Raw genomic sequence first — 22,297 nt, forward strand, 5'->3', positions numbered from 1 at the left:
ACCTCTCATTTTATGGGGTAGTACGATGAAGAAGCCGCTCGTTGGCTTTTGTGCCATGATGGTGGCGATCGCGTTGATCGCCGGATGCACAAGCAGCAGTGATCCCAGTCCGGAACCGCGGCTGGAAATGCGCACGTCGATGAGTTCGGATATGGTCAAGGCCACGTCCGTCAAGACCGGTGCGGTACAAGGCGGATTGTTCGCCGACAGTATCCGGGTCGACAGTGTCCGCATCCTGATTTCGAGGATCAAGCTCAAGAGATCCGACGAGGACACGACGAACGGTGGTCGTGACGTCAAGACCGGTCCTGCTCTCATCGTGTTCGCACGTGCGGGAGTCCGGACGGCATTCAACACGCCGATCCCGACGGGTACCTACGACAAGATCAAGCTGGAAATGCATAAGTTCAGTGGCAGCGAAGCCGATCAGTATCGCAACGATCCGACGTTCGGAGATTTCGCCGCCGATCGCGTCACCGTCATCGTCGACGGAACCGTCTACGAAGGTGGGACCGGTACGCCCTTCCGGCTCGAGAATGACGATACCGAGAACCTGTGGATGAAGTTCGATCCCTACGTCAGCATCACGTCCAGTACGACGACGTCGGTCGCACTCGACTTCGATGCAGTGCAGGTCTTCCGTGCAGGTGGATCGCTGCTCCATCCTCGCGACCCGCGCGCGAGCATTACCCTGCGCGATCGGCTCAAGCTCGCATTCAAGCTGACGAAACGTTGATATCATAGAACGCACACACGTCATAGAGGGGAGTATGAAGTTCTTTGCAGTCGTGATGGCAGCCCTCGTATGCAGCCTCAGCGCATACGGGCAGGGTCCTAAAGGAAAGGAATTCGGATTCGGCCTGATCGTGGGAGAACCGCTCGGCGGTACCGTGAAGTACTGGCTGAACAAGGAGAATGCGCTGGTGGGCGACATCGGTCGCTCCTACTTCGGTAACCCGCGTCTCCAGGTAGACTATCTCTGGCACTTCGATGCCTTCCAGTCCCAGGTCGTCAAGCTCTATGCCGGACCTGGCCTCGGACTCGGCTTCGGGCGCGAAGGATACGGCATCTGGTACAAGCGTGGCAAGGACGACGTCTTCTACTACCGCAAGGATGGAGACGTCGGTATCGCGGCCCGCGCGGTCTTCGGTCTGAACGTCATCCCGAAGCGTACACCGCTGGAGATCTTCCTCGAAATGGGACCGAACATCGGCATCGTGCCCGGCTTCGGCGTCGCCTTCGACGTCGCGGCGGGTGTCCGGTTCTATCCGTAAACAGCACGGCGTGGATAATGAAGCCCTTGCATGGACGACCATGCAGGGGCTTTTCTGTTGTCGTTGTGGTCTCTCATGTGTCATGTATGTCATCATATCGGATCGGCGGCGACATGATACGAAAAACAAAAGCCCGGCTCAATGAAGAGTCGGGCTTCGTCGTATGCTCATGAGTGCGGAAGACGGGACTTGAACCCGTACGCCCTTGCGAGCGCCACCCCCTCAAGATGGTGCGTCTGCCAATTTCGCCACTTCCGCATCAGGGGAAGACAAAAATACGGAGTCCGGCGCAATTGGACAAACGTTTCTCATCAATCTTCTCCCTGTGCCTTGGTCCAGCCGGGAACTCCGTCGAATTCCTGGAGCTTCTCGACGTGGGCCCAGCGGATCTCGGCGCTGATGCGATGGATGAGATCCATGATTTCCGCGTCCGTCATCTCGCCTTCGGTCTTCAGGAACCGTGCGCGGTACTGATCCGTGCAGTCCGTGATGGTGCCCGTAGGAGGATAGACGCGCGTACCGCGGTTGGAGATCATCTTGAGCGTTGACGTCGCACCGGCCGTCAGGCGTTCGATGGCGGCGCCGAGGGCGAGGGGATCGAGCGGGCTTTCGATGAAGATGTCCGTACCCGCCACGCGGCGCGTCTTGGTCTTCACGATATCGCGTTCGGAGCTGAAGGCCGGCAGCTGGATCGGCTTGACGTCGCGGATGGCGTACTGTGCACTCTTCTTGCCGAAGTTGGCGATGACGGCATCCGTGTATTCGGACGTCGTGCATGCCGCGGCATCGCCCACGACGTCGCGCGTGCGGTACTTGCCTTCTTCCCAGGTGACGACGACGGCATTCTCGATGGTGGCTGCCGCTTCGAATTCACCGAGGTGACGAAGCATCATCACTGCGGACATGATGACGGCCGTAGGATTGATGTTGTTCTTGCCTGCATACTTCGGCGCCGATCCATGGACGGCTTCGAAGATGGCGACTTCCGTACCGATGTTGGCAGAAGGGGCGAAGCCCAGGCCGCCGACGAGGGCCGAGGTCAGGTCGCTCATGATGTCGCCGTTCATGTTCGTCGTCACGATCACGTCGAACTGCTCCGGCTTCTTGACGAGCTGGTGGCAGCAGTTGTCGATGATGATGTGATTGGCTTCGATATCGGGATACTCCTTGGAGATCTCCTCGAAGGTGCGCTTCAGCAGACCTTCCGTCATCTTCATGATGTTCGACTTCGTAGCGCAATGCACCTTCGTACGGCCTTCGGCGCGAGCGAATTCGAAGGCGAGGCGGACGACCTTCTCGCAGCCCTTGCGGGAGATCAGCTTGAGGCACTGTGCCACGCCGGGCGTCTGCATGTTCTCGATACCGGCATAGAGGTCTTCGACGTTCTCGCGCACGACGACGAGGTCGAGCTTGCGGCCGCTGTACGGCGTGGGTACGCCGGGCAGTTCACGGACGGGACGGATGTTGCCGAAGGTTTCGAAGAGCTTGCGGAGCGTGACGTTCGCACTTTTTTCACCGTAGCCTACGGGTGTTCCGAGGGGGCCTTTCAGAACGACGCGCGTCTTGGAGATGGAGTCGATCGTTTCCTGCGGCACGCCGGAAGCGATGCCCTGTTTGAATACGCGTTCACCGGCATGACGTTCTTCCCAGGCGACGGCTGCACCGGTGGCCTCGATGATCTTCATGGCGGATTCTACACATTCGGGTCCAACGCCATCGCCGGGGATGACGGTCACCAGCTTCTTGCCATCAGGTGTGAGATGGATCTTCATCGTATTCTCCAAGGTGATATCGGAATGAGGGCGCAAAGATACTAAGAGCACCCCAGCTGAAGGGGCACCTAACGGGTGACGACGACCTTGCCGACGGCCGATTCCTTGGTGGATGCCGATACGGTATGGACGATATAGACACCGGGAGGCGTCATCCTGCCCTCGGTATCGCGGCCGTCCCAGAGTGCCTGGCGTCCGCGCGTCTGAAGTGCGGCCACGAGGTGGCCGTTCGGCGTCATGATGCGTACGTCGGCATCGGAGGCCAGGCCATCGATCACGAGCTGGGCACCCGACAACGGCCGGTATGGCTGGGGATGGAAGGTCATGGCGAAGGAGGGGAGGGGACGGATGCTCTGCGTCGCGGCCGACGAGAGGCCGACGGCGGTGCCGAAGTAGGCACGGCCCGTACGTTCGTCCACGGTCACCGATCGCACGTTGTCGTCGATCAGGGGTGTCTTCGCTGCCGAGATCGTGGCGAGAACTTCCGTACCGTCTTCATTGAGGACGAAGACCCCGCCCGTCGTGGCGACCCATTTGTAGTTGAGGGCATCGACGTGGATGTCGTTGACGACGACCGAGGAGAGAGCCGTGATGCGGCGCACGAAAGGTACGGTCGTGTTGGTGGCGGTACCGGGTGATGCGATGACGGCCACGCCCTTGGCGGTACCGATCCATAGCGCACCATTACGGTCGAGACGGATGATGTTGACGGTGTTGTCGGGCAATTGCGTGTTGCTCGACCGGACGACGTTGCAGATATCGTCGGACGGTTCGGGCGTATTGCGGTCGTTGATGACGAGCAGGCCGTTCGCGGCGTTGCTGGCCATCCACTTGCCTCCTGCGAGGTCGATGGCCAAGGACCGGAAGAGATTGCTGCGAGGATCGGCGCAGTTGGAGTAGGTACGGTATGCCGACGGATTGTCCCTGGGAATGCTCATCAGTATCTGGCTTCCCGCCTGTTCGTTCACCATCCACGTGGTGCCGTTGCGATCCGTAGCCACGTCGCCGACGAGGACGTAGTTGGGATCGGAGGCGATGCCGCGCAGCCCGGAGTTGTTCTGATCGTAGCGGAACAGGTCGATGCCGGTCTCCGTCTTCTTCGCACGTACGACGCCGCGTCCCCACGTGCCGATCCATACGCTGCCGTCGGGCTGTGCGTTGACGCGGTAACAGGCATTCGTGGCCAGTTCCGGATTGTCGGTCGTCGTGATGTTGGTCCAGCGCGTGCCGTCGAACGTCGTGATGCCGACGCCGGTACGGGGAGGATCGACGTCCGTAGCCGCCCACAGACCTCCTTCGTTGTCGATGGCGAGATGGACGAACTGGTTCGAGATCGGGGAATTCACGTCGACAGGCTGGGCCGGACCCGCCGTGCCGATGGCGATGGAGCGGTCACGGACGAAGCCGACGAACGATGTCCGTCCGTCCGCACGATAGGTGATGTGTCCGTTCAGTTCCGACGGCCATACGACGGGGACTTCGCCCGAAAGGGTATATACTCCGGAGATCGTCGAGTAGTAGACGACGCCATCCAGGACGGAGAGGCCGTTGATGACGGCCGGTGCCGTAGCGAGCGTCTGGAAGGAACCGTTCGACAGCGTCTGTATGCTCGTCCCGGCGGTGACGACGATCGTGGTGCCATCCGACCGTATGCGCGAGACGCGTGCCGAGCCGAGGCCCTGGGCCGTACCGTAGACGGTCCAGACGCTGGGAAGGCGGAGCGTGGTGACGTCGAGCGGAGCGGCTACGACGCCTGAATCCGTCGCTGCCCACAGGGTATCGTGCAGGATCGTGATGCCGTTGACGGGTGTCTTGTCCTGTAGCGTACCGATGCGGTCCACCGTCTCGTTGAACACGCCGCGTTCGGTATCGTAGCTCACGATGCCGAAGTCCGTGGCGAGATAGAGTGTCGTATTGCGCAGTACGAAGTCGTTGATACGACGCCTGGGATACTGCGTAGCGCGGCGGATGTCGGTGACGTTCTTCCAGGTGAAGTCTTCGTTCACGACGTCGAAGCCGCCGTCCAGACATCCGATATAGACTTTCTTCGTCGCGGGGTCGCACATCACGGAGGTGACGTCGAGCGACAGCAGGGCGCCGATGTTCCGGAACTGGCTCACGGCCTCGGTGGCGGGGTCGTAGACGAAGACGCCGCCCGACGTCGCTGCCCAGATACGTCCTTCACTATCGATCGACGCCGAGCGTACCGATCGCAGGGACGAGAACGTCTGCCAGTCGGTCAACTGCAGTTGCTGTGCTTCCAGCGTGCATGGGATCGCATAGGCGCAGAGAAGGCCGAGGACGAGTCGACGGAATGTGGACACCATGTATGGGCGTGGATCGTGAGGAAACCGAATCAGGATTCTTGACGTGCATGGGCCTCGTCGAGCTGCGTCAGGATCGACGCCATTTGCAGAGCTACGACGGCCGCCTCGGCACCTTTGTTACCCATTCCACCGCCTGCACGCTCCTGAGCCTGTTCGATCGTATACGTCGTGAGGACGCCGAAGACGCAGGGAATGCCGGTGTCGACGGAAATGCGGGCGATGCTGTCGGCGACCGGACCCGATACGTATTCGAAGTGGGCCGTATCGCCTTTGATGACCACGCCGAGCGTGACGATGGCATCGTAACAACCGCTTTCCGCCATCGTGGATGCGACGATGGGTATCTCGAAGCTGCCGGGACAACGGACGACGGTAACGTCATCCTCGTGTACGCCATGGAGCTGGAGTGTTTCGAGGGCCCCCTCGAGGAGCTTGCCTGTGATGAAGTCGTTCCAGAGTGCGGCTACGATGCCGATGCGGAGGCCGGCACCATCCGTGCGGCCTGTGATCGCTTGTGTCATGTCGTGATATCAGGGTGTGGTAGGGTAATTCCGGGCGCGTGCTGCCAATGCTTCGAACAGCTCGACCGGAAGGCCGAAATTACCAAAGTTGCGCTCGTCGTAGTCCCGGGTTCCATGGTAGTCCGATCCTCCGGAGATCACGAGGTCGTGCTGCTTCGCCAGTACGCGATAGTATTCGCGCGTGACGAACCAGTGGGAAGGGTGGTAGACCTCCACTCCATCGATGCCCGTGGCCAGCAGGGCGAGGAAGAGCCGTGGATCGTTGTAGGTACGACCGGGATGGGCCACGATGGCCACACCCCCTGCGGCATGGATCATGTCCACGGCCTGCTTGATGGTGAAGGCCGACTTCGCCACGTAGCCCGGCTTGCCCGTATCGAGATAGACGTCGAAGGCCTGCTGGAGGTGCTTGGCGTAGCCGTGCTTGACCATGACGGCGGCCACGTGGGGCCGTCCTATCGGAGCCGATCCGGCCTGGTCCGTCACTTCGTCGTAGGAGATACGGATGTTGATCCGATTCAGTCTCTCCACCATCTCCACGGCCCGACGTTCGCGGTCGTTGCGGAAGAAGGTGATGTATTCATTCAGCGGACCGTGATGTTCGTCGAGATGGTATCCGAGGACGTGCGTATCGCGGCCGTGTTCGAAACACGAGACCTCGATGCCCGGAACGAGCGTTACCGGACCGTTGTATCCACCCCTGCGCAGCACCGCGTAGGCATCCATGTTGTCGTGATCCGTGATCGACAACGCCATGAAGCCATGCCGCTCGGCCTTCTCGACGAGCTGATGGGGATAGAGGATGCCGTCGCTGCATCGCGTATGCGTATGCATATCTGCATGCAACTGGAGAGGATTGGTCGGTGTCGTGGTGGCTTCGCTCATGGGCGTTCCCGGACGAACCACGCCCGGGCGATGAAGCCGTCGCGTACGTCGTAGATGGCGACGGCATGGACGATCCCATCGTCGCGGAGTCCCGTCACATGCTCTTCGTCGATGGCTGTATTGCCGCATGTCATCCGGTGGACCAGCGTGCAGTGCAGTGCCGTACGTTCGGTGAACATGCGTCCGTATCGCTCGCGCATGGCATCGATGCCACGGCAGAAGACGTCGCCGGAATGCAGATCGATGAGTTCCACGTCGTCCGTATAGACGGCACAGAAGGCATCGATGTCGCGACCGTTATAGGCGTCGAGCTGTTCCTGAGCGCATTGTTCCGGCGTTCGCATCATGAGAGTATCCTGGTGAGCATCGTCTGGAGGATGACGAGGGGATCCGTCGACGATGACTTGATGGTGAGATCGGCCTGGGCCAGGGCATAGAGTGCCGCTTCGATACGTGCCGGACCATAGCGGTCGAGTACTGCGAGATTGTCGGCCACGGCATAAGGTTGCATACCGGCCAGCCGTGCGATTTCGTTCCGGTCGGTCGTACCCTGGACGTCGCAGAGACGGAAGAGCGTCACGAAATATCGCGTGAGCATGGCGATGATGAGGATTTCCTGCCGCTCGGCCTCCATCATGCGTGTCAGGATCGTGAAGGCGGCCGGTGCATCGCGGCGTCCTACGGCACGTTGCAGTTCGAATACGTTATAGCTTTTTCCGGCACCGACGACGGCATTGACGTCGTCGATACCGATATCCGTCCTGTCGCCCGCATACGTCCGAAGCTTGTCGATCTCCATGGACAGATCGCGGAGCGCCGTCCCGCAACGCAACAGGAGGAAGTCCGACACTTCCGGCGACATGGTCAGGCCGAGTCGTTGTGTCCTGTCCCGTACCCACGAAAGCACCTGTGGTTCCTTCATGCGCGGGAATTCCTGCCACTGCGCGTTCTTGAGGAGGACGTTGAACGGGAACTTCAGAGCGGACATCTTCCTCGATGCCGTCTGGGCGTTCGACTTCGACGTGGCACCGATGCCGTCGGCCGAAGGGATGGATGCGGTAAGGAGCAGGAAGGTCGTGGGCGAAGGCGAAGCGAGATACTGGGACAGGGGATCGTTACCCTTCCTGTCGCGCGATGCCGAAATCTTGTCGAATCGTCGCACCCATATCGTGCGCCGTTCGGACATCATGGGATAGGAACGCGCGATGGAGAACACCGTATCCATCGATGTGCCTTCGCCGTCGATGACGTCGCTGTTCATGCCCGTCGCATCGGTTGCAGCCGCTGCGGTGTAGAGAGCATTGGCAGCTTCGTCGACCTGGAATTCCTCTTCGCCGAACAGTAGCAGCACGGGCGGATAGGTGCCGTTGCTGACGATGTCCCGGATGATGTCGGCCATGCGCGGACCCCTTACCGTTGCGTCGTCTTCGGATCCAGCGCGTCGCGCAGACCGTCACCGAACAGGTTCAGGGCGAAGACCGCCACGGCCATGGCGATACATGGATAGAGTGTCATGCCCCAGTTCGTTCCGACGGCGATGTAGCCGTAGCCGTCGCGGATCATCTGTCCCCACGATGGCGTAGGAGGTTGCACACCGAGGCCGATGAAACTGAGCGATGCTTCGGCGATGATGGCAGTGGCGAAACCTGCCGTGGACAGGACGATGATGGGACCGGCGGCATTGGGAAGCATATGCCGCCATATCGTCCGCGCCGTGCCGTAGCCGAGAGCCCGCGTGGCTTCCACGTATTCCTGTTCGCGGATCGAGAAGAACTGTCCGCGTACGATACGGGCGATGTCCACCCACGACGACACGCCGATGGCGATGAACGTCTGCCAGTATCCCTGGCCGAGGATGACGCTGAAGGCGATGACGAGCAGGATGGTAGGGAAGGACCATACGACGTTGACGAACCACATGATGACGTCGTCGACCCATCCTCTGAAGAATCCCGCCAGTGCACCGAGCAGGATACCGATGGCCAGGGCGATGGACTCGGAGATGAGACCGACGCTGAGACTGACGCGCATGCCGTAGACCAGACGCGAGAACATGTCGCGGCCGAAGCGGTCCGTACCGAGAAGGAAGAGCGGTTCATCGTACCATTCGTCCTGGCCCTTGCCTGCAAGGGCCGATATGGCGATGCGGTAGTCCTGTCCCGCCGGATCGACGTAGTGCACCGAATCGCCACGCAGTTCGAAACGATCGATGGCGATGATGGACGGAGTGGAAGGATCGGACGGGTTCTTCTTGTACAGGACCTTGCCGCGGAAGCCAGCTGGCTTCACGGAGTATTCGAGGATCTGCGTCGTAGGATCGAACTGCGTGACCACCGGTGCGCCGATGGCCATGAGGACCATGACGACGAGGATCGAGAGACCGACGACGGCACCGGGATTCTTCCTGAGACGGCGCCATGCCAGACGACCAAGGCTCTCACCCTGCTCCTGCGTTGATTGCTGCTTGCTCATTTCAGGCGCACCTTGGGATCGATGAAGGCATAGACGATGTCGGCCAGCATGTTGACGACCACGAAGACGACGGCCGTGAACAACACCGTGCCCTGGATCATCGGATAGTCGAGCTTCTCGATGGCATTGAATGCCGCCAGCCCGATGCCCGGCCAGTTGAAGATGAATTCGATGAAGTAGGTACCGGCGAGAAGGCCGGCGAACCATGCGCTCACCGTCGTGACCACGGGATTCAGCGCGTTGCGCAAGGCATGCTTGAAGAAGACCGTGATGTTGTTGAGTCCTTTGGCACGTGCCGTGCGGACGTAGTCCTGACCGAGCACGTCGAGCATGCTGCTTCGCGTGACGCGTGCGATGATGGACAGCGGACGTATCGCAAGCGTGATCATCGGCAGAAACAGATACTCGGGACCTCGATCGATGTAGCCGCTGTTCGGGAACCAGTCGAGCAGGACGCCGAAGACCAGGACGAAGAGCAGACCGACGACGAAGGCCGGTAACGAGATGCCGAAGAGCGAAGTGGACATCGTGAGCGTATCAAGCCACGAATTGGGCTTCCACGACGCGATGACCCCTAACAGGATGCCCAGGATCGTCGCGATGGCCATCGACGACACTGCCAGCAGGGCCGTGGGGCCGATACGCTCCTTGAGCGCTTCGTAGACGGGGCGGTTCGTAGCGATCGACGTCCCCATATCCTTCTGCGTCAGGTTGTACATGTAGGTGGCGATCTGCACGGGCATCGGTTTGTCGAGGCCGAGCTGCTCGCGCAGTGCCGCCACGGATGCCGCGTCGGCCCGTTGTCCGAGCAGGACGCGCGCCGGATCACCCGGAGGACGGATGAAGAACGTCACCAGCACGACGCCGATGAGGACGAGGAATGAATAGAGGATCTTTCGCAGCAGATAGGTTGCCATCGGTTCACGCTCCCAGGGCGACGCCGTGCGGACCGGCAAGGTGGTCGATACTCACGCGTACCGCTTCGTTGACACTCGTGAGGCCAAGGAACTGCCGCGCAAGGACGGGGAATGACGGAGTATGGTCGGTAAGATAGAAGAGGACGTCCGGCGCCCTGCCCGTCGCTTCCTGCCGTTCGCCGAGCATGTCGGCGGCGGTGAGGGCCGTGCATTCGCCGCAGTCGATGAGTGCGACGCCGGGCAGCATCGATGCCAGCATCGGTCCGAGCAGGGGATAGTGCGTACATCCCAGGACCAGCGTATCGATATGATTGGCGATGAGCGGGCGGAGGTATTCCGCGGCGACGAGGCGCGTCGCCTGTGTGTCCAGCCATCCTTCTTCGACCAGTGGAACGAAGAGTGGGCACGGCTGGCTGTGTACCGTGATCGAACGAGGGCCGGCACTCCGGTCGATCGAGCGTGCATAGGAATTGCTCGCGATCGTGGCGCGGGTGCCGATGACGCCGATCTGGCCGTTATGAGTGCGGGTCACCGCTTCCATCGCCGCGGGTTCGATCACGCCGAGGACGGGTACGGGCATCTCCGCCTGCAGGATGTCGAGGGCGAGAGCCGATGCGGTATTGCATGCCACGACGATCATCTTCACGTCGTGCTGCATCAGGAAGGCCGAGCATTGCCGGCTGTAGTTCCGGATGGTCTCCGTGCTCTTGTTGCCGTAGGGCACGCGGGCAGTGTCGCCAAGGTAGACGAACCGTTCGTTGGGAAGGATACGGAACAGGTGCTTGAGTACGCTCAAGCCGCCGATTCCGGAGTCGAAAACGCCGATCGGGCGCTGGTCGTTCAGCATGACGGCAAATGTACGAAAGGGCAGGTGCCCTTCAGGTCTGTTATATTGAGTGTGTGAAACTCTCTCTTCGTGCCCGGCTGACCTTCATGTACAGTGCCCTCGTGGCACTGACGCTGGCAGCGTTCGCCGTGGTGGCGTATTTCACGGTGTCCAGTGAACTCAACGAGAACCTGGATGCATCGCTGTCGAGAGTGGCCGCCTCGCTCGAAACGGTGATACGGAAGGAACAGCAGGCCGCGAAGCGTCCGCTCATGCCGTTGCGTCGTGACAAGCGTACGAAGACGCCTGAACGTACCGACGACTTCGCCTTCCTGAACCGCGTGTCTGCACGCGACGTTGTTGGACCGGTCCTTCCACCCGAGAACGAGACGCAGCTCGACGACCCGGTATGGTCGGCCGTCTACGAACACATGCTTCTCAATTCGTCGAACTATCTGATCCAGGTGAACGACCGTCAGGGGGTGATCGTATGGAGGTCCGACAATCTCCAGACCGACAGCCTGCCGCTGTTCTCGACGTTCGAACAACATGGGGCCAAGGTCGTCGACGACCGTATCCATACGTATTATACGCTCGGTGGCATACGCTATCGTCTGGTGCTGTATCGAGGTGGTGCGGCCGAGGTCGCCGCCGCCTATCCCGCCGGTGAGGTGGATGCGACGCTGCGGCGTCTGTTCTCACTGATGCTCTACGGTATGCCGGTAGCCATGTTGCTGTCGTCGCTCGCAGGATGGTTCCTCGCCCAGCGTTCGTTGCGTCCGGTCGACGAGATCACGCTGTCGGCACGGAAGATCACGGCAAAGAATCTCGCCCAGCGTCTGCCGATGCCTCCCACGAACGACGAAATCGCGCGGTTGACGGAAACGCTGAACGAGATGATCGCGCGACTGGAGACATCCTTTACGCGCATCCGGCAGTTCACCTCCGATGCCTCTCATGAACTGAAGACGCCGCTCGCGATTCTCATGGGCGAGCTCGAGATCGCATTGAGACGCCCGATGACGGCCCATGAATACCGCGCGACGCTCGAAAGCTGTCTCGAGGAAGTGGAGCGTCTGACGAGTCTGGTGCAGGGGCTGCTCGACCTCTCCCGCGCCGATACCGGCCAGGTCATGGTCGACCGCAAGCCGCTGCGTCTGAGTGCGCTGGTCGAGGATATCTGTGACGACGTCATCATCCTGGCCGAGCAGAAGCGTATCGTTCTCGACCAGGACATCCAGCCTCACGTGATGGTGGACGGCGATCGAGTACGTCTCCATCAGGCCCTGCTCAACGTCATCGAGAATGCAGTGAAGTATACGCCGGACGAAGGCATGGTGCGTGTGCAGTTGCGGAAGAACGACTCCGATGCCGTCATCATCGTCGCCGACACCGGTATCGGTATTCCGGCAGGGGATACGGCCTTCATCTTCGACCGGTTCTATCGTGTGGACAAGGCGCGGAGCAAGAGCATCCAGGGTACGGGGCTCGGCCTCGCCATCGTGAAGTGGATCGTCGACGCACATGACGGCACCATCGACGTCCACAGCGAGGAGGGAAGAGGAACGACGTTCACCATCTCCCTTCCCCTGCATCGTGAGGAAGTGGCTTCGGCATAAGCTGTGTCGTGCGTAACTTTGCACCATGCTTGTACTTCCGCATTCCCTCTATGTTTGAATCGTTACCTGACGATTTCTCGTATCCCGCGCTCGAAGAAGAGATCCTTTCCTACTGGGATCATCATGACGTATTCAACGCTTCGTTGAAAGCGCGCGAAGGCAATCCTGTCTTCAGCTTTTTCGAGGGACCGCCGACCGTCAACGGCCGTCCTGGCATCCATCACGTGATGGCGCGCAGTATCAAGGATATCGCCTGTCGCTTCCAGTCCATGCGTGGTCACTACGTCCGCCGCCAGGCCGGATGGGATACGCACGGGCTTCCCGTCGAGCTCGCCGTCGAGAAGGAACTCGGTATCACCGAGAAGTCCCAGATCGAAGCGCTCGGCGTGGACAAGTTCAATGCCGCATGCAAGGACTTCGTCTATCGCAACATCGGGATGGACGATGGTTGGCGGACGCTCACGCGCCGTATGGGATACTGGCTGGACATGGATTCGGCCTACATCACCTGCACCAACGACTATATCGAATCGGTATGGTGGGCTCTGAAGCAGTTCTTCGAGAAGGGACTCATCTACAAGGGCTACAAGGTCGTTCCCCAGTCGCCGACGCTCGGAACTCCGCTGTCGTCCCACGAGCTCTCCCTGAACTATAAGGACGTGCGCGACCCGAACGTCTATCTCAAGCTGAAGATCGTGGCATCGCCCATCGACAGGATCATCGGTGCTTCCATCATGGTATGGACGACGACGCCGTGGACGCTCTTCGCCAATGTCGCTCTCGCGGTAGGGCCGGACATCCAGTACGTTCTCGTACGTAATACGCATACCGTCGGCAAGGATCAGGTGACCGAGAATCTCGTTCTTGCGGAGTCGCGCCTCGAGATCCTCGATGGTGAGGTCGAAGTGCTCGAACGCTTCACCGGTGCCGATCTCGTCGGTTCCTCCTACGAACAGATCTTCGACGACGTCGTTCTCGACGCCGCTGCGCATCCCAACGTCCTGCACATCCTTCCCGGTACCTTCGTCACGACGGAAGACGGTACGGGTGTGGTCCACATCGCTCCGGCCTTCGGTCAGGATGACTTCGAGCTGTCCAAGCAACATGGTCTGCCGGTTCCGCAGCCGGTGACGCCGAACGGCAAGTTCACGGATGAGGTGAAGGAATTCGCCGGACGTGCCGTGAAAACCTTCACGTATTCCGATCACACGGAAGAGGGAGCCGATCGCGATATCGTCAAGACGCTCAAGATGCGCGGCAAGATCTACAAGGCGGCGTTCGACTATCTCCATAGCTATCCGCACTGCTGGCGTACGGACAATCCCGTCATCTACTACGCCCGCGATTCCTGGTTCATCACGTCGCCTGCATACAAGGATCGCCTTGTCGCTCTCAACAGGGAGATCACCTGGCATCCCGAAGAGATCGGCACGGGACGTTTCGGCAACTGGCTGGAGGACGTAAAGGAGTGGTCGCTTTCGCGCGACCGGTACTGGGGTACTCCACTGCCCCTGTGGGTGAGCGAGGACGGTTCCGACATCATGGCCGTCGGCAGTATCGAAGAACTCGCGTCCGGTCTCTATGAAACCGACAGCGGCCAGAGAGTGGCCGTTGCCGATGCTGGTGTGGACATCGATCTCCATCGTCCCTTCGTTGACCGCGTCGTCTTCGAACGCAACGGTGTCACGTACCGTCGTGTCCGTGAAGTGATCGACGTATGGTTCGACAGCGGCTCGGTGCCGTTCGCACAGTTCCACTATCCCTTCGAGAACAAGGAACTCTTCGAGCAGTCGTTCCCTGCTGACTTCATCGCCGAAGGGATCGACCAGACGCGCGGATGGTTCTATACGTTGCACAACATCGCCACGGCTCTGTTCGACAAACCTGCCTACAAGCATGTCGCCGTGAACGATCTCATCCTCGACCGCAACGGACACAAGATGTCCAAGTCGCGAGGCAACACCGTCGATCCATTCGAACTCATCGACAAGTACGGCGTTGACGCCATCCGATGGTATCTCATGGTATCATCGCCTGCATGGAAGCCCAAGCTCTTCAACGAAGAAGACATCGCGAAGACCGTCATCGCGGACTTTTTCCGCTCGCTGACGAATACGTTCGAGTTCTTCGCCATGTATGCCAACATCGATGGCTATACTGGACGCGAGGCTCCCGTGCCAGTCGCAGAGCGGCCGGAGATCGACCGTTGGATACTCTCGAAGCTCAACACCGTCATCGCCGAGTATATGGCGGCGATGGAATCGTACGAGTTCACGAAGGCATGCAGGGTGTTGCAGGAGTACGTGATCGACGACGTATCGAACTGGTACGTGCGACGCAATCGCAGGCGCTTCTGGAAGGGTGACTACGATGACGACAAGAAGGCCGCGTATCAGACGTTGCATCATGTCCTGCTCAGCGTCGTTCACATGGTCGCACCGATCGCACCGTTTCTTGCCGAATGGATTTTTCTTCGCTTGCGTACCGACGAAGAACATTTGAGCATTCATTGTAGTATATTGCACGCGTCCGATGCATCATTGATTGATCACGATCTTGAGCATCGGATGTGGCAAGCACAACACATCGTTTCGCTTGCCCGTTCTTTGAGGGAAAAGGCGAAGATCAAGACGCGTCAACCACTGCGTCGTATTCTTCTTCCGGTAGATAGTCCGGCAGTACGTCGGCAACTGCAAACGGTGGAAGACATCATTCTCGAAGAGATCAACGTGAAGGGCATCGAATACGTATCCGACGATACCAACATCGTCAGACGTTCGACAAAGCCGAACTTCAAGATCATCGGAAAGAAGTACGGTGCGAACACGCAGGGGGTGGCGCAAGCGATCAAGTCTCTCGGCAGCGAACAAGTGCGCCGTTTGGAACAATCTTCGGTTCTGGCCGTTACGATCGGTGATCAAACGGTACAGATCGATTTCGAAGATGTGGAGATCGTCAGCGAGGACATCGAGGGTTGGCTGGTAGCGTCCGATCAGGGAATCACGGTTGCCCTGGATACGGAACTGGATGGAGCTCTTCTACAGGAAGGCCTCGCGCGCGAGTTCGTGAGCAAGGTTCAGAAACTCCGCAAGGACTCGGGGTTCGATGTAACGGATCGTATCACCATCGTATATGCTACGGACGATACGACATCGGATGCCCTGCAGACCATGCGCACGTACATTGCAACAGAAACGCTCGCTGATATCATTGACAGGGGGGACGGTCCATACGAGACCGATCTCGAGATCAATGGCTATCAAGTTGGCGTGCGCGTCCAACGCGTGTGAAGGTGGTACGCCAGGGTGGCGTACTAGATTTCATGTTCTACTTTTTGGAGGTACGTTCCATGGCAGCAGCAAAGAAGGCAGCAGCCAAGAAGTCCGCAGCCAAGAAGGCGGCCAAGAAGACGGTAGCGAAGAAGGCTACCGCCAAGAAGGCAGCCAAGAAGGTTACGGCAAAGAAGGCTACGGCGAAGAAGGCAGCCAAGAAGCCGGCAGTGAAGAAGGCGGCGAAGAAGGCAGCCAGGAAGCCGGCAGCGAAGAAGGCAGCAGCCAAGAAATCCGCTGCAAAAAAAAAAGCCAAGTAAGGGTTCGCTCTAACTCGGCTTCGAGCCCGAACAGGACTTCCAAAAAGACTTCGCCGAAGGCACAGGCTAAACCCTCTGTCGAACCGTCGAAAAACAGTACGGCTAAGAGTAATTCAGCTAAGTCCAAGTCAGCATCAAGTAGGAACGTGGCGACGAAGAAGTCTACCAAGAAGTCTTCCGGGACAGTCCCAGCTGCTCCGGTGGTCGAAAAGGCCGCCGGAGCAGCTTCTGTTAAAGAAGCTCCAGCACCCAAGGTAACGCTGAAAACAGCGGCCAAACCTCAACTGCCGATCGCTCCCAAGCCGGGCGTACGCTATTCGGATAAGGACCTTACGTCTTTCCGTACGGTCATCGAAAAGTCCAAGGAAGATGCGATGGAAGAACTTCGCATGCTCCGTGAACGGCTCGAGGATCTTACCAATAGCGAGTCCGCCGAGGAAAGTGCCATCTATTCGATGCACATGGCCGAACAAGGTTCGGAAGCCATCGAAAAAGAGAAGACGTACGCGCAGATCCAGCGCATCCAGGATTATATCCGCAAGCTGGACGAAGCCATGCAGCGCATCCAGGACAAGTCCTACGGTATCTGCCGTATGTGCGGTATCCTGATCGCCAAGGAACGTCTGATGGCCGTGCCGATCACGACGCTTTCCGCATCGTACAAGATCCATCAGCGCTGCCCTGAGGATGGCGTGGACCGTATCGTTGCGAAGAATGCAGACGCGCTGAAATGATGTCGGGGAATGACCGCAGCGGTCTCGCTCCTTACAAGTACTTCATTCTCGCCCTGTCCCTCGTTCTCGTCGACCAGGCAACGAAGCTGGCCGTGAAGGGATTCTCCCTGTTCGGTATCAGGCATGAAGGGATGTACCTGGGAGAGAGCCATCCTCTCATCGGTGATGCGATACGCCTTACCTACGTCGAGAATCCGGGCATGGCCTTCGGCATCAGCTTCGGTGCGGGGAAGATCGTGCTCACTCTCGTGACGATCGTCATCGCTTCCGTCCTCGTATGGTACCTATGGAAACTGCGCCCCTTCCATCGCGGCGTACAGTTCGCCGTATCACTGGTTCTGGCGGGCGCCGTGGGAAACCTGATCGACCGGATGTTCTATGGCGTGTTCTATGGCGAGGAAGCCTTGTTCTACGGCAAGGTCGTCGACTTCGTCCAGGTCGACATTCCCGACCTCAACTGGCTCGGTGAACTGTATACGCACTTTCCCGTCTTCAACGTCGCCGATTCATGCGTGAGCGTCGGTATCGTTCTTCTGATCCTGCTCAGCAGACATATGCCTACCGGCGCGCAGTTGCGCTCCGGATCGCTCCAATCGACGGACGAGAACCATGACGTCAGCCCAGAATCCTGATCATCCCGAACGTATAGAACATATCTATCAGTTCGTGATTCCGGCCAAGCAGCGTCCGGAACGGCTCGACGCATTCATCACGCATTCCATCATCCATGCCACGCGGTCGCGTGTGCAGAAGGCCATCGAACGTGGCTCGGTCACAGTGAACGATGCACCATCGCGCTCGAACTACAAGGTCAAGCCGGGTGACGTCATCCGTGTGACCGTGATGAAGCCACCACCACTGCAACTGATTCCGCAGGATCTTCCCGTCGATGTCGTCTATGACGATCCCTACCTGATGGTCCTCGTCAAACCGGCGGGTATGTCGACGCATCCCGGATTCGGGAACAGGTCGGGTACACTCGTCAACGCCATGCTGTTCAAGATGGGAGTGAAGGAGCCGATCGACGTCCTGGGTAGACGCGAATCGTGGGGAGACGACGAGGAAGAGGAGGCGGATGCATCCGACAAGAACGAGTCGGCCGATGCGGAGGTGGAGGACGATGAACTTTCCTTCGACGAATCGCAGCTCTTCAGCTCATCCGAAGTACGTCCCGGAATCGTGCATCGGCTCGACAAGGACACGTCCGGCCTCATCGTCGTGGGCAAGACCTATCAGGCTACGCTGGCTCTCGCGAATCAGTTCCGCGACCGTACCGTTCGCCGTGAATATCACGCCCTTGTGTGGGGAGTCGTGAAGGAGGACAGGGGACTCATCGAAACGGAGATCGGCCGGAATCCGCGTAACAGGAAGACCTATTCCGTCGTCGACCGCGGAGGCAAGTACGCCGCCACGGAGTACACGGTGCTCGAGCGCTATTCCTGCGCGACGCTGGTGAAGTGCAAGCTTCGCACAGGACGTACGCATCAGATCCGCGTCCATATGTCGAGCCTGAAGCATCCCATCGTCGGCGATGCGGACTACGGTGGACGCGAGTCGGCACTCAATGGCGTACACCATCTCTACAAGCGTACGGCTCAACGTATTCTCGCCTGCATGTCGCGTCAGGCCTTGCATGCACGCACGCTCGGCTTCACGCATCCCATCACGCGGGAGCCGCTCGACTTCGAGGCCGAACCGCCGGAGGATATGCGTACGGCGATCGACATATGCCGTCAGGACGCGCAGTCCTGATCGTTCGCTCCTGATCACTTGGGCAGGGGAATCCCGCCCATCCGCCCCCTGATGAAACTCGTCCGCTTCTTCGTATAACTGCTCGGTGTATCCGCGTGGAAGCGTCGTGGATTCGGAACGACGGCCGCCATACGCGCCGCCTGATCGGCCGTGAGCGCCGATGCACGGACGCCGAAATAGGTCCGTGCACCCGCTTCTGCGCCATAGATGCCATCTCCCCACTCGATCATGTTCACGTAGACTTCGAGAATGCGTTTCTTCCCCCACAGCGCCTCGGTGAGGTAGGTGAAGTAAACTTCGGCCGCCTTCCTGATCATGTTCCGGTAGGGCAGGAGGAAGACGTTCTTCGACGTCTGCATCGTGATGGTCGATGCACCCAGCGGCGGCTTGCCACGTTTGATCCGTCCCGGATTCGCCTTCTGTGCACGATCGACGGCTTTCCAGTCGATACCACCATGACGCAGGAATCCCGCATCCTCCCCGGCCTGAACGGCACGAAGCAGCGACGGCGCGATGTCGTCGTACGATACCCACCGATGGACGATCGTCATCCTGTCTCCCCTGAACGGAGCTTCCACCAGACGCTTCGCCATCAGCGGTGTGATGGCGGGCGGAACGAAGCGGAACAGGACCACGACGAGAACCGATCCCACCAGCCCTGCGACCAGCGTTCGCCATATCCAGACGAGAATATTTTTAATCATCTTGTGTGATTTTCTTAAAAGATTTAAGTTCGCGACGTAAAAACTTTACGAGCATAAAATGTCTCTTCGAGATCGCGACCGTCTGATCCTCACTCTTCTGCAGGAGAATGCCCGTCTCAGCCTCAGCGATATCGCCGAGCGGATCGGGACGTCGGTGCCGACCGTGAGCGATCACGTGCGCAAACTCGAAGAGCAGGGAGTCATCCGCGAGTATACGGCCCTTCTCGATCCCGTGGAATGCGGGCTCGACGTGGCGGCATTCATCTTCGTCGACATCGACTCCAGCGCCAACTACGACTCCTTCCGGCGCCAGTGCCGTCAACGCAAGGACATCCAGGAATGCCATGCCATCACGGGCACGGCATCGCACCTCATCAAGGTGCGCGTCAAAAATACGTCGGCTTTGGAGCAGTTGTTGTCCACCATCCAGCAATGGAGGGGAGTAACCCGCACGCAGACGAACGTGGTGCTGAGCACCCATAAGGAGACGCTGTCGATCACACCTGTCGAATGATGCCGCAGTCAATTCCGCAACCAACATCCAACACCAACAGAACATCAACGATGCCACATTACGATATCCTTGCCGCAGCCCGCAACTGGAGAATGGACGGGAAGACGGCGCCGAATCCCAGCTCCGTCGTCAACGACGTATTCGCCTCGGACGTGCTGACGATGGAGGAGCTGCGTCAGAGGTTGAGCAAGACGGCATGGCGTTCCCTTCAATCGACGATGGAACGCGGTGACGCCATCGATCCAGCCATCGCCGACACCGTCGCTCTGGCCATGAAGACATGGGCGATGGAAAAGGGTGCGTCGCACTATACGCACTGGTTCCAGCCCCTGACGGGCTCGACGGCCGAGAAGCACGAGAGCTTCCTCGTACCTGCCGGCGACGGTTCGGCGATCTCGCAGTTCTCGGGCAAGGAGCTCATCGTGGGTGAGCCCGATGCATCCTCGTTTCCGAGCGGTGGTCTGCGCGCCACGTTCGAAGCACGCGGATACACGGCATGGGATCCGACGTCTCCTGCCTTCATCATCCGCCACAGCAACGGTGCCACGCTGTGCATTCCTACGGCCTTCGCCTCGTGGACGGGAGAAGCTCTCGACCTCAAGACGCCGCTGCTGCGTTCGATGCAGTCGCTCAACAACAGCGCGAAGCGCGCACTCTCCCTCTTCGGTGTGACCGACGTATCGGCAGTCGGCAGTACCTGCGGTGTCGAACAGGAATACTTCCTGATCGACGAGGAGTTCTACTATCGTCGTCCGGATCTCGTGATGTGCGGTCGTACGCTCTTCGGCGCGAAGCCCCCGCGAGGTCAGGAACTGGAGGATCATTACTTCGGCTCGATTCCGGATCGCATCCTCTCCTTCATGGCCGACTCCGAGCATCAGTTGTATGCTCTCGGCATTCCGATCAAGACGCGTCACAACGAGGTGGCACCCGGTCAGTTCGAAGTGGCGCCGATCTTCGAACAGAGCAACGTGGCCGCCGACCATCAGCAGCTCGTGATGCAGGTGCTGCGCACTACGGCACGCCGTTACGGCCTGGTCTGTCTGCTGCATGAAAAGCCCTTCGCCGGTGTCAACGGATCGGGCAAACACCTGAACTGGTCGATGTCGACGGATACGGGAATGAATCTGCTCGAGCCCGGAGACACACCGCACGACAACATGCAGTTCCTGTTCTTCTGTGCTGCCGTGATCCGTGCCGTGGACATCCATCAGGACCTCCTGCGTATCTCCGTGGCCTCGGCACAGAACGACCATCGCCTCGGTGCCAATGAGGCTCCGCCCGCTATCGTGTCCATCTTCCTCGGGGACGAGTTGACGGAGATCTACGACCGTCTGCTGTCGGGCAAGGGTGGTGCAACGAAGCGCTCGGGCCTGCTGGGCCTGGGTACCCCGGTCCTGCCGCCACTGCCGCGTCATGCTGGCGACCGCAATCGCACGTCACCGTTCGCATTCACCGGCAACAAATTCGAGTTCAGGGCCGTGGGAAGCAGCCAGAGCGTGTCCTTCCCGACGACGGTGCTGAATACGATCGCCGCCGAATCGATCGAAGCCATGACGCTCATGATCGAAGCACGCATGAAGAAGAAGCAGACGTTCGAAGCGGCATTGATCGATGTCCTCAAGGAAGTCTACGGTGCGCACCGCCGCGTGATCTTCAATGGCGATGGATATGCGCAGAAGTGGCACAAGGAAGCCGAGAAACGCGGGCTGCTGAACCTTCCGACGGCGATGGACGCGATTCCGCTGCTGACCCAGAAGAAGAACGTCGCGCTGTTCGAGGCGTGGGGCGTACTATCGAAGCGTGAGCTCGAAGCACGTGAGGAAATCATGTTCGACCAGTACTTCAAGGGCGTGAACATCGAAGGGGAGACGACGGAGTGGATCGCACAGACGCAGCTGCTTCCTGGAGCACTGGCCTATCTGCGGGACGTGGCATCGATCGCCGTCACCGCATCGTCGGCCGTCGACCGCACCGTCTCCCGTGTCCGCGAACACGTGGACCAGTTGTCCGACGCACTGGAGCATCTGCGTACGCAGAACATGGATCTCGGCGGCGAAGAAGTGCATCAGAAGGCCCATCATATGCAGGTCAACGTCCTGCCTGCGATGGCAGCGGTACGCAAGGCGGCCGATGCGCTGGAGCGTGTCGTAGCGGTCCATCAGTGGCCGTTACCCGGATATCGCGAAATGCTCTTCGTGAAGTGATCCTGTCCGAACGAACATCGAGGGCTCCCTGTCGGGGGCCCTTTCCGTTCTATCTATACGTATTGTCCTTCGATGGATACGCAGGGGTGGAGGTCTTCGTCTCCGACGGCGGCGAAACGATGCGTGGGCGTTGATGACCGCTTCGTGTGATTGGATGTCGATGCATCCGCCCGGGCGAAGGGTG

The 22,297-nt window shown here is 59.5% G+C and carries 20 protein-coding genes and 1 tRNA gene; 10 read left to right on the forward strand and 11 right to left on the reverse strand.

Translation table 11 applies throughout. The features are described 5' to 3' along the window. The first annotated feature begins 55 nt into the window (after nucleotides 1–55). On the forward strand, nucleotides 56–736 hold the full coding sequence (locus BGO89_12300; protein ID OJX57263.1) for a hypothetical protein: 681 nt from the start codon (nucleotides 56–58) through the stop codon (nucleotides 734–736). 34 nt (nucleotides 737–770) lie between these two features. Continuing rightward, nucleotides 771–1,274 (forward strand): hypothetical protein, encoded by a 504-nt coding sequence (locus BGO89_12305; protein OJX57264.1) that lies wholly within the window; start codon nucleotides 771–773, stop codon nucleotides 1,272–1,274. 174 nt (nucleotides 1,275–1,448) lie between these two features. On the opposite strand, the gene BGO89_12310 is transcribed toward BGO89_12305, so the two are convergent. From BGO89_12310 to BGO89_12355, 10 genes are all read right to left on the reverse strand, one after another. Then, a tRNA-Leu gene (locus tag BGO89_12310) sits at nucleotides 1,449–1,532 on the reverse strand. Between the two features lie 53 nt (nucleotides 1,533–1,585). Continuing rightward, nucleotides 1,586–3,046: an isocitrate dehydrogenase gene (locus BGO89_12315; GenBank protein OJX57265.1), complete on the reverse strand. Its 1,461-nt coding sequence runs from the start codon at nucleotides 3,044–3,046 to the stop codon at nucleotides 1,586–1,588. Between the two features lie 68 nt (nucleotides 3,047–3,114). Further along, nucleotides 3,115–5,373 carry a hypothetical protein gene (locus tag BGO89_12320; protein OJX57266.1) on the reverse strand — a complete coding sequence of 753 codons (2,259 nt, stop codon included), beginning with the start codon at nucleotides 5,371–5,373 and terminating at the stop codon, nucleotides 3,115–3,117. A gap of 29 nt (nucleotides 5,374–5,402) precedes the next feature. Continuing rightward, complete coding sequence (locus tag BGO89_12325; protein ID OJX57267.1) at nucleotides 5,403–5,894, reverse strand: 6,7-dimethyl-8-ribityllumazine synthase; 492 nt, start codon at nucleotides 5,892–5,894, stop codon at nucleotides 5,403–5,405. Between the two features lie 9 nt (nucleotides 5,895–5,903). Next, nucleotides 5,904–6,779: a hypothetical protein gene (locus BGO89_12330; GenBank protein OJX57268.1), complete on the reverse strand. Its 876-nt coding sequence runs from the start codon at nucleotides 6,777–6,779 to the stop codon at nucleotides 5,904–5,906. Then, nucleotides 6,776–7,126 (reverse strand): hypothetical protein, encoded by a 351-nt coding sequence (locus BGO89_12335; protein ID OJX57269.1) that lies wholly within the window; start codon nucleotides 7,124–7,126, stop codon nucleotides 6,776–6,778. The genes BGO89_12330 and BGO89_12335 overlap by 4 nt, the downstream gene beginning before the upstream one ends. Beyond that, the gene (locus BGO89_12340) at nucleotides 7,123–8,178 is read right to left on the reverse strand and encodes a DNA polymerase III subunit delta (GenBank protein OJX57270.1); all 1,056 of its coding nucleotides are present in this window, start codon (nucleotides 8,176–8,178) and stop codon (nucleotides 7,123–7,125) included. Before BGO89_12340 ends, BGO89_12335 begins: the two co-directional genes overlap by 4 nt. Nucleotides 8,179–8,189: 11 nt before the next feature. After that, on the reverse strand, nucleotides 8,190–9,251 hold the full coding sequence (locus tag BGO89_12345) for a hypothetical protein (GenBank protein OJX57271.1): 1,062 nt from the start codon (nucleotides 9,249–9,251) through the stop codon (nucleotides 8,190–8,192). Then, nucleotides 9,248–10,168, reverse strand: a complete 921-nt coding sequence (locus tag BGO89_12350; GenBank protein ID OJX57389.1) for a peptide ABC transporter permease — start codon at nucleotides 10,166–10,168, stop codon at nucleotides 9,248–9,250. The genes BGO89_12345 and BGO89_12350 overlap by 4 nt, the downstream gene beginning before the upstream one ends. Nucleotides 10,169–10,172: 4 nt before the next feature. After that, the gene (locus BGO89_12355; GenBank protein OJX57272.1) at nucleotides 10,173–11,015 is read right to left on the reverse strand and encodes a glutamate racemase; all 843 of its coding nucleotides are present in this window, start codon (nucleotides 11,013–11,015) and stop codon (nucleotides 10,173–10,175) included. An 86-nt stretch (nucleotides 11,016–11,101) separates the two neighbouring features. On the opposite strand from BGO89_12355, the gene BGO89_12360 reads away from it, so the two are divergent. The 6 genes from BGO89_12360 to BGO89_12385 all read left to right on the forward strand — a co-directional run bounded on the left by BGO89_12360 (nucleotide 11,102) and on the right by BGO89_12385 (nucleotide 18,688). Further along, nucleotides 11,102–12,613, forward strand: a complete 1,512-nt coding sequence (locus BGO89_12360; protein ID OJX57273.1) for a hypothetical protein — start codon at nucleotides 11,102–11,104, stop codon at nucleotides 12,611–12,613. A gap of 50 nt (nucleotides 12,614–12,663) precedes the next feature. Then, nucleotides 12,664–15,903, forward strand: a complete 3,240-nt coding sequence (locus BGO89_12365) for an isoleucine--tRNA ligase (GenBank protein ID OJX57274.1) — start codon at nucleotides 12,664–12,666, stop codon at nucleotides 15,901–15,903. Continuing rightward, nucleotides 15,900–16,202: a hypothetical protein gene (locus BGO89_12370; GenBank protein OJX57275.1), complete on the forward strand. Its 303-nt coding sequence runs from the start codon at nucleotides 15,900–15,902 to the stop codon at nucleotides 16,200–16,202. Before BGO89_12365 ends, BGO89_12370 begins: the two co-directional genes overlap by 4 nt. 284 nt (nucleotides 16,203–16,486) lie before the next feature. Beyond that, the gene (locus tag BGO89_12375; protein ID OJX57390.1) at nucleotides 16,487–16,936 is read left to right on the forward strand and encodes a hypothetical protein; all 450 of its coding nucleotides are present in this window, start codon (nucleotides 16,487–16,489) and stop codon (nucleotides 16,934–16,936) included. Further along, complete coding sequence (locus BGO89_12380) at nucleotides 16,933–17,568, forward strand: signal peptidase II (GenBank protein OJX57276.1); 636 nt, start codon at nucleotides 16,933–16,935, stop codon at nucleotides 17,566–17,568. Before BGO89_12375 ends, BGO89_12380 begins: the two co-directional genes overlap by 4 nt. Nucleotides 17,569–17,581: 13 nt before the next feature. Beyond that, nucleotides 17,582–18,688, forward strand: coding sequence for a hypothetical protein (locus BGO89_12385; GenBank protein OJX57391.1), 1,107 nt, complete (start codon nucleotides 17,582–17,584; stop codon nucleotides 18,686–18,688). 14 nt (nucleotides 18,689–18,702) lie between these two features. Here BGO89_12385 and BGO89_12390 read toward each other — a convergent pair whose 3' ends face one another. Beyond that, a complete protein-coding gene (locus tag BGO89_12390; protein OJX57277.1) occupies nucleotides 18,703–19,392 on the reverse strand; it encodes a monofunctional biosynthetic peptidoglycan transglycosylase in 690 nt (229 codons plus the stop codon). 58 nt (nucleotides 19,393–19,450) lie between these two features. On the opposite strand from BGO89_12390, the gene BGO89_12395 reads away from it, so the two are divergent. Continuing rightward, nucleotides 19,451–19,906 (forward strand): hypothetical protein, encoded by a 456-nt coding sequence (locus BGO89_12395; GenBank protein OJX57278.1) that lies wholly within the window; start codon nucleotides 19,451–19,453, stop codon nucleotides 19,904–19,906. Nucleotides 19,907–19,956: 50 nt separating this feature from the next. Further along, nucleotides 19,957–22,113, forward strand: a complete 2,157-nt coding sequence (locus BGO89_12400; GenBank protein ID OJX57279.1) for a glutamine synthetase type III — start codon at nucleotides 19,957–19,959, stop codon at nucleotides 22,111–22,113. Nucleotides 22,114–22,297 lie beyond the last annotated feature (184 nt).

This window comes from Candidatus Kapaibacterium thiocyanatum (genome assembly GCA_001899175.1).
Lineage (GTDB): Bacteria > Bacteroidota > Ignavibacteria > Kapaibacteriales > Kapaibacteriaceae > Kapaibacterium > Kapaibacterium thiocyanatum.